Source organism: Saccharomonospora sp. NPDC046836 (genome assembly GCF_040645195.1).
GTDB lineage: Bacteria > Actinomycetota > Actinomycetes > Mycobacteriales > Pseudonocardiaceae > Prauserella_A.
The window spans coordinates 20,921-27,890 of sequence record NZ_JBEYXW010000052.1; the positions used below are offsets into that span (position 1 = coordinate 20,921).

9 protein-coding genes and 1 CRISPR repeat array are annotated in these 6,970 nt (G+C 71.0%); of the genes, 3 read left to right on the forward strand and 6 right to left on the reverse strand.

The features are described from left to right. Window positions 1–405: 405 nt before the first annotated feature. Entirely contained in the window at window positions 406–774 is a 369-nt protein-coding gene (locus tag ABZ863_RS32680) for a hypothetical protein (protein WP_358543401.1), read from the forward strand. Window positions 775–1,035: 261 nt separating this feature from the next. Here the strand turns inward: ABZ863_RS32680 and ABZ863_RS32685 are convergent, their stop codons facing one another. From ABZ863_RS32685 to ABZ863_RS32700, 4 genes are all read right to left on the reverse strand, one after another. Continuing rightward, entirely contained in the window at window positions 1,036–1,242 is a 207-nt protein-coding gene (locus ABZ863_RS32685; protein ID WP_358543403.1) for a hypothetical protein, read from the reverse strand. 148 nt (window positions 1,243–1,390) lie between these two features. Continuing rightward, the gene (locus ABZ863_RS32690; RefSeq protein WP_358543405.1) at window positions 1,391–1,771 is read right to left on the reverse strand and encodes a hypothetical protein; all 381 of its coding nucleotides are present in this window, start codon (window positions 1,769–1,771) and stop codon (window positions 1,391–1,393) included. Then, window positions 1,768–2,025, reverse strand: a complete 258-nt coding sequence (locus ABZ863_RS32695) for a hypothetical protein (protein ID WP_327302069.1) — start codon at window positions 2,023–2,025, stop codon at window positions 1,768–1,770. Before ABZ863_RS32695 ends, ABZ863_RS32690 begins: the two co-directional genes overlap by 4 nt. A gap of 136 nt (window positions 2,026–2,161) precedes the next feature. Further along, the gene (locus ABZ863_RS32700) at window positions 2,162–2,524 is read right to left on the reverse strand and encodes a hypothetical protein (RefSeq protein WP_358543407.1); all 363 of its coding nucleotides are present in this window, start codon (window positions 2,522–2,524) and stop codon (window positions 2,162–2,164) included. A gap of 173 nt (window positions 2,525–2,697) precedes the next feature. On the opposite strand from ABZ863_RS32700, the gene ABZ863_RS32705 reads away from it, so the two are divergent. Then, a complete protein-coding gene (locus ABZ863_RS32705) occupies window positions 2,698–3,228 on the forward strand; it encodes a hypothetical protein (RefSeq protein WP_358543410.1) in 531 nt (176 codons plus the stop codon). Between the two features lie 196 nt (window positions 3,229–3,424). Continuing rightward, window positions 3,425–4,362: direct repeats of the CRISPR family, unit length 28 nt; unit sequence GTCGGCCCCGCACCCGCGGGGATGCTCC. A 30-nt stretch (window positions 4,363–4,392) separates the two neighbouring features. On the opposite strand, the gene ABZ863_RS32710 is transcribed toward ABZ863_RS32705, so the two are convergent. Continuing rightward, complete coding sequence (locus tag ABZ863_RS32710) at window positions 4,393–5,379, reverse strand: IS481 family transposase (RefSeq protein ID WP_358543412.1); 987 nt, start codon at window positions 5,377–5,379, stop codon at window positions 4,393–4,395. An 88-nt stretch (window positions 5,380–5,467) separates the two neighbouring features. Here ABZ863_RS32710 and ABZ863_RS32715 point away from each other — a divergent pair, with 88 nt between their 5' ends. Continuing rightward, window positions 5,468–5,647 (forward strand): hypothetical protein, encoded by a 180-nt coding sequence (locus ABZ863_RS32715; protein WP_358543414.1) that lies wholly within the window; start codon window positions 5,468–5,470, stop codon window positions 5,645–5,647. 528 nt (window positions 5,648–6,175) lie between these two features. On the opposite strand, the gene ABZ863_RS32720 is transcribed toward ABZ863_RS32715, so the two are convergent. After that, window positions 6,176–6,799 carry a hypothetical protein gene (locus ABZ863_RS32720; protein ID WP_128464335.1) on the reverse strand — a complete coding sequence of 208 codons (624 nt, stop codon included), beginning with the start codon at window positions 6,797–6,799 and terminating at the stop codon, window positions 6,176–6,178. Window positions 6,800–6,970: the final 171 nt, after the last annotated feature.

Consider the following 6,970-nt stretch of genomic DNA (forward strand, 5'->3'; position numbering starts at 1 on the left):
GGCCCGGTTCCCCTACCTGGATCACACCGCCACCGCAGCCTGCCGCTGAGATGGCGATCCGGGCGAAGCTCACGGAGTACCGGCGCAAGTGCCAGGAACGCGACGGCTTGATCCTCGAAGCGAAGAGGGCGGGCCTCTCGGAGGTGTCCATCGCAGACCTCACCGGGCATTCCCGCGACACCGTACGGAGCGTCTTGAAAGCACACGGGATCTCATGATTCCGCAGCTCGGAACAGCACTCGTTCGCGGCGCTCGGGAACGTGGTCGAGGTTGACGGTCGTCAAGGCGTCGCGAAAGCCAGCGCGTACGCGGACTGTCCGTTCCGGCAGCCACGCCAGCCGGCGTGACTGCCGCGAGGCCGGGCGGCCGGACTCGGTGCCGACGCCGAGGCCAGCGTGCACGGCGGTGAAGGCCTCGCGGAGCAGGGCGCCGGGGTGGCTTCCCGAGCAAGGCGGTGCTGCCAGCGCAGGGTGTCCGGCGGTACCCGCCGGCTGGGGGGCGCTGCGCGTTGCGGGCCAGGCACGTGCTGAGGTCGGGCAGGAAGCGCAGAGCGACGACGGGGTGGTCGTGCGGGCGGGCCTGCTCGACCAAGTCGGCCCGCACGTGGCCCTCGATCTTCGTGCTGTCGACGAAGTGGTCGCCTCGACGGTCAAGTGCTGTTCCAGGAGGGTTTTCTGCCGTGCCACGGCGGCCGGGCGGCGGACTGACCGTCGGCGGCCCTGGCGGAGGGTGTCGAAGCAGATCCAGGCGTCGACCGTCGTGGTCTCGGCGTAGGTCGACTTGCCGGAGGCTGCAGGGCCTGGCGCTCAGCGGCGTGCCGGGCGCCAGGTCGAGCGGGGGCAAGGAGCGGTTGCCGGGCGAGGGGCAGTGGTGTGGTGCTGACATGAGGTTCCCGGGTGAGGTGGTGCAGGTTCGGCCTGGCGCCGGGACTTGGGGAGCGCCGTCGTTCGGTGGCGGGGGCGAGGCTTGCCGGGGCGAGGGTAGGCGGGCGAGCGGCCGCTGGTCAGCTGGCCAGTCGGCGTGGCCGAGGCCTCACTACTCAGCGACCGGCCGCCGCACCCGCAGCTCGTGGAGGTCACCGGCAGCCCGGCGCGGCTCGACGACTACGACGTACGGCAGAACCTGCGCCGCCACGCCCGAGCCCTCCAAGGGGCCCGCCACATCGCGCTCGGCGGCATCGGCACCCTGGAAGCCGACTGGACCGCCGGCCGCCGGCTCCTCGAAGCGCTCGGCATCCCCCACGACGCCTACCGGGACGCCCCGGCACACCACCGGTGGGACACGACGTGGCTCGCTCCCGCCCTCCCGCCCTCGCCGATGTGGATGATTTCCGGACGGCATCGGCGCTGTACCGGCGCTCCCGTCACCGAGTCGAGGACGTTCCTGCGGGTCAGGGGGTCAGGTCGAGAACCCGCACCTGAGATCCCGCCCAGCGGCGGGCCGCGGTGGTGGCGACGACCGCGCCGTCGGGTCGCTCGGGGGTGGGCTGCGCTGCGTAACGGCTGTGGGCGACCGCCCAGCCCTCGTCCCTGGCCACCGCCAGTACGGCGGGCAGGTCCAGGTCCACAACCGTGATGCCGGGCAGGGAAGCGAGGTGCTCTGCCGTTCCGGGCCTCGTGCGGTCCGCTTCCACCAGGGCGCAGGCCGGGGCGTAGAGGAACCAGTCGGCCTCGGCGTGTGCCCGGTGGATCAGCCGGGAGGCCAGGACGTTGCCCTGCCCGGCCGCCGCCATCGCTGTCTCGTCCAGGACGATGTGCACCGCTGTACTCACCGGCCGGCCGCCTGCGCCAGGCGCCGGTCCAGTTCCCCGTCCAGCTCCTGCTGCTCGGTGGCGCTCGGCGCGTAACCGGTCCACCTCTCCAACGCGGCCCGGGCCTGCTCCGCCCGCTCGGCGCGTTCCTCCGGCGTCAGCAGCGTCTCAGCCAGCCGGGACAGATAGGCCCGCAAGGACAAGCCCTCAGCCGCGGCGATGGTCGCCAGCCGCTCCTTGGCCGCCTCCGGGATGCGTACATTCGCGTCGGACACGCCTGCTCCTCCTCCAGGGGTACGGGTACGTACCCGTACCCTACGGGAGATCTTTTGCGTCTGCGGGCCCCGGCTCGTTCGTGACCGCCGGCCGCTCCTCGTCCGGTAGCTTCCCAGGGCACTGCTGCGCGAGGCGTCACTTCTGGATGACGGCGCCGTTCTGGCCGCGACGGCGGCCGTGCAGCTTGTCCAGGACGTCGGCGAGGACGGACATGGTCTCGGGCTCGGCCTGCGCGATCTGGTCCGTGACGGCGAGAGCCTGCAACGTTGGGGACAGTTGGTTCAGCAACGTAAGCGCGTCGGGCAGCGAGGCGGCGTAGACGGTCTGCGTCTCATCTGCCCCCTCCAGATCGAACAAGAACGAGGGCTCCTCGAAACGCGGCCACACCGTCAGCATCAGCGGGACCACGTACGCCTTGCCCACCCCGGTCCAGGCGGTGTACCCGGCGGCTTTGACCATATCGACGTAGCCGCGAACCTCGTCCTCGTACTTCTCCACCGGGTCCTGGGTAAGGCTTCACTGGCCCGCCTTGAGAACCCACACCTGACGATGCGAGTCGGCCTCATGTGCCGGGATGTCGCTCATCTATGCCCCCTCGAGGTTCGTCCTTCTGTTCTTACGGCATGCCCCAGGGCGTGCTGGATAACGGCTGAATCCCGCACGTGCGACGGATGGCCGAATTATGGCGGGTTCTCACGAACGCGCACCGGCCCGAGGCGCTGATCACTACCGTCGTGACCATAAAAATGGGGAAGACCGGCATGGTCGACCGGGCAATGCGAGTGGTGCTGTGCTTGTACGCGCTCGTAAGCATCCCGATGTACCTCTGGTTCCTGCACCACGCGGGCGACCGCTGCGGCCAGCAACTGCCCGCCGACGACCACCTGCGCTTCTGGCTGCCGATCGTCGTTCCACTCGCCGCGTTCAGCTTCACCACGCTGTCCAGCATGTCCTGGTGGCGGAGCACCGACGACCGTCCGTTCCTCCTGGGCCGCAGGCACTGGCGATTCATGATGATCTTCGTCGTAGCCCTGTCCCTAATGGCCGGCTTCTTCGGCTCCGCCCACCAGAACACCGTCGCCCTGCTGCTATTCGCGATGGTCACGACCGCCGGCATCGCCGGCCTGTGGCTCCTGCCGCCTGCCTTGGCGCCGCAACTGCTCGATCTACGCCCGAAAAAGTCGACGCCCGACCCGTCCTGACGACGCCTTGAAGCGGCGTCCCCGCTTCCGCCTTGTGACACCCTCCGACTCCCCACGGTAGGCGAGCCTCTCGCGGAGGTCGCGTACATCGCGCTCTCTGAAGACGATCCCCGCCATTCGCTCCCGGCCCACGAACGAAGGGTGACGCACATGAATGAAAATGAGGCACCCTCGCGGTAACCTCCCAGGTCAGCAAGTCGGCCCCGCACCCGCGGGGATGCTCCGGAGTCCAGGGTGAGCGTGGCGACCGCGACCCCGTCGGCCCCGCACCCGCGGGGATGCTCCTCACATGGACACGCATGCGCCCGCGCCGGTCGCGTCGGCCCCGCACCCGCGGGGATGCTCCGGGAGTGAGGCTTCCGAGCTTCCCCTTTTTGAGGTCGGCCCCGCACCCGCGGGGATGCTCCCTGGCCGTCCTGGTCCCGGTCGTGCTCGTCCTCGTCGGCCCCGCACCCGCGGGGATGCTCCGCGGCCGGTGCCGCCGTACCGCGAGCCGGTCTCGTCGGCCCCGCACCCGCGGGGATGCTCCGTTCCGGGCTCAGCCTCGCGGACGCGTGCGCATGTCGGCCCCGCACCCGCGGGGATGCTCCCCTTCGGTGTACCGGCTCAGCGCGATGGCCACCGTCGGCCCCGCACCCGCGGGGATGCTCCCTTCCAGACCTCGCCGGGCAGGTACAGCGTGGCGTCGGCCCCGCACCCGCGGGGATGCTCCCAACCGGAGACCGAACCCCATGACCACCCCCCTGTCGGCCCCGCACCCGCGGGGATGCTCCGGTGGGCGAGGACCAGCTCGGCCAGACGGTGGGCGCCGCACCCGCGGGGATGCTCCGCTGACCGGTGCCGGGCCGGAAGGCACGCCGAGGTCGGCCCCGCACCCGCGGGGATGCTCCCAGAAAACCCCCGCGAGGGGGCCGGGCGCACACGTCGGCCCCGCACCCGCGGGGATGCTCCGCAGGGGCCGAGGCCGGCGACAACTCACCCGAGGTCGGCGGCGCACCCGCGGGGATGCTCCTCAGGGTCGGGCGGCGCTTTGCAGTCCCCGGTGGTCGGCCCCGCATCCGCGGGGATGCTCCGTCGATCCCGCTCAGCGAGCTGTCCGCCGCCGCGTCGGCCCCGCACCTGCGGGGATGCTCCGCGCGCCGTCGTCGGCGCTCGCCGCATCGCCTAGTTGTATTGACCCGCTGCGTTGTTGACACGGCTGATCGGTGGTCGGCCTCCGAGTGCGGTGTGGCAGCGATGGTAGTTGTAGGCGTGGAGGAATGGTTCGAGGGCTTCGGCGCGGTCGGTGTTGTTGGCGTAGGGCCGCAGGTAGGCCCACTCGTCCAGCAGGGTGCGGTTGAAGCGCTCGACCTTTCCGTTCGTCTGTGGCCGGTAGGGGCGGGTGCGTTTGTGAGTGATGCCCGCGGTCTTGAGCGTCTCGTGCCAGATGCGGGAGCGGTAACAGGAGCCGTTGTCGGTCAGTACGCGCTCGACGGTGATGCCGAGGTCGGTGAAGAACGACTGTGCCCGGTGCCAGAAAGCGGTGGCGGTCTCTTGACGTTCGTCGGTGAGGATCTCGCTGTAGGCCAGGCGGGTGTGGTCGTCGACGGCGGTGTGGATGAAGCTGTAGCCGATCTTCGGGGTACCGCTGGAGGTTCGTTCGGTGGTGGTGGCGTTCCGGTTGGTCTCGCCGGCCTGACGGCTGTGGACCTTGTGGCCGCCGCCGTCGGGGATGTTGCCGAGCTTCTTGATGTCCACGTGGACCAGTTCGCCGGGGCGGGAGCGCTCGTAGCGGCGGATGACCTTGCCGGTGGGCCTGTCCAGGAAGGCCAGGCGGTGGAGTCCGTGGCGGGTCAGGACGCGGTGCACGGTGGAGGAGGGCAGGCCGAGGACGGGGCCGATACGGGCCGGGCCGAGCTTACGGGTCTGGCGCAGTTCGCATATCCGGGCCTCGGTGCCCGCCGGGGTGCGGTGCGGGGTGCTGTGTGGGCGACTGGGCCTGTCGTGCAGGCCCGCTTCTCCCTCCTCACGCCAGCGGCGGACCCATTCGTGGGCGGTCACGCGTGAGATGCCCATCTCGGCGGCCACGTGTGCCACCGGGCGCCCGGCTTGGACGCGCTGGACCAGAAGCCGCCTGCCGTGAACGGTCAGGCGGGCATTACGGTGGGACACGAAGACCTCCGTGCGGTGCAGTCCTAGACAGCTCCACTGCACCGGAGGTCTTCGTCTTGATCAAATCCGGCGACTGTCAACAACGCTCGTGGTCAATACAGCTAGCGCCGGAGACCTGGAGGACCAGGGGAAGGCCGAGGGCCGCACGTCTTTCCTGTGCGAGGGCGTCTCGGCGGGGGCGCGGGCCGGGGCCGGCGGAGGGCGGCGTCCCTGGGCGTTGTTCGTCCAGACCTGGGCGGCGAAGGAGGTCGCCGGATGGCTGGAGTAGTACGCCTCGTAGTCGCCGCCGGAGCGGGTGAGTTCGCCGAGTTCGGCGGGGACGACGATGGCGGACTGGACCTCGGCGCGTGTCCCCGAGCTGGCGGCGCCCGGGCCGTGGCTCGCCCAGCGGATGAACGGGCTGGACGTCCTCCGTTCCCGACCCCCTCCGGCTCGCGGTACGTCAGTACCTGGGCCGCGGCCCGGCAGCTGGACGCGCAGGCCGCCGCGGCGATGGCGGGTCGGCTCGCCGAGGAGCTCGTCGTACGGACCGGCGTGCCGGTGCCGGCCGGGGCGCCCGTCGGGAGCTACCTGGCGGCGGTGGCGTACGAGCGGCGGAAGAGCCGGAAGGTGGAGGTTGTGCCGCGTGGCGGGGTGGAGGCTGAGGTTCCGGGCAGCGGGGTCGGTCCCGTCACTGAAGCGCGGGATGTAGGGAGCGAAACCTCTCCGTCGGGGTGGGTGGCGGGGGCGGGGAGGGCCCCTCCGGTGGGCAGGCGGGGACCGGGTTCGTGCCGCCCGTGTGGAGGGGGCTCCCAGGTCACTCGGGGAAGCGGGTCGGCGGAGTCTCCAGGTCCTCGAGTTCGATGCCGGGGGCGTTCAGGATCACATCGCCTGCGAGGTGGACAGTGTGCTGTTCCCCGGTTTCGACGTCGCCGACGAGGTATTCGTCCACGGTGAGCGGGCCGTTGTCGGTGGCGTGTGTTTCGCTCGATCGCAGGGCCCACTGCTGATCGAGCGTGCGGGGAGCGAGGGCCTGGCCGGTGAAGGAGACGAGGCGGACGCGGGTCGGGGGTGACGTGGTCGTGAGGCGCAGCAGGCGGGCGGTGGCGACCAGGAAGGCCGGGGAGTTCCCGGTGAAGGCGTGGGCGGCGACGGTGCCTTCGGACGCCTCCTCGCCGGTGGGGTCGGTGCGTACCCAGGTGACGCCTTCGAGGGCGCCGCCGCGGACCTGCCAGCCGCCGGAGTGGAGTTCGAGGCGAAGCGGGCGGCCGAGGTCGTCCAGGGTGAGATCGACGGAGCCGAGGTGGTCGTTCTCCGGTGTGGGAGTGGTGAGTTGGGCGACGTAGCGCCAGCCGTGGGGGCCTGGCGCGCAGTGGAAGTGCTCTTCGGCAAGGGGGGTGTGGTCGTGCGGATCGTGCAGGGAGTAGCGGCCTTTGGGCATGGGCTGCGGGTCCTCGTCGGTGGCCGGTATGGGCACAGGCCCCCGCCGGGGTGGCGGGGGCCTGCGGTGAGGCTGTGGAACCGGCTGTTCCGGCGCCGGGCGGCTGGGCCGCCCGGTGTCGGGTGGTGGTCAAACCCATGACGGTCCGTGAGTAACCGAACTCGTTGGTGG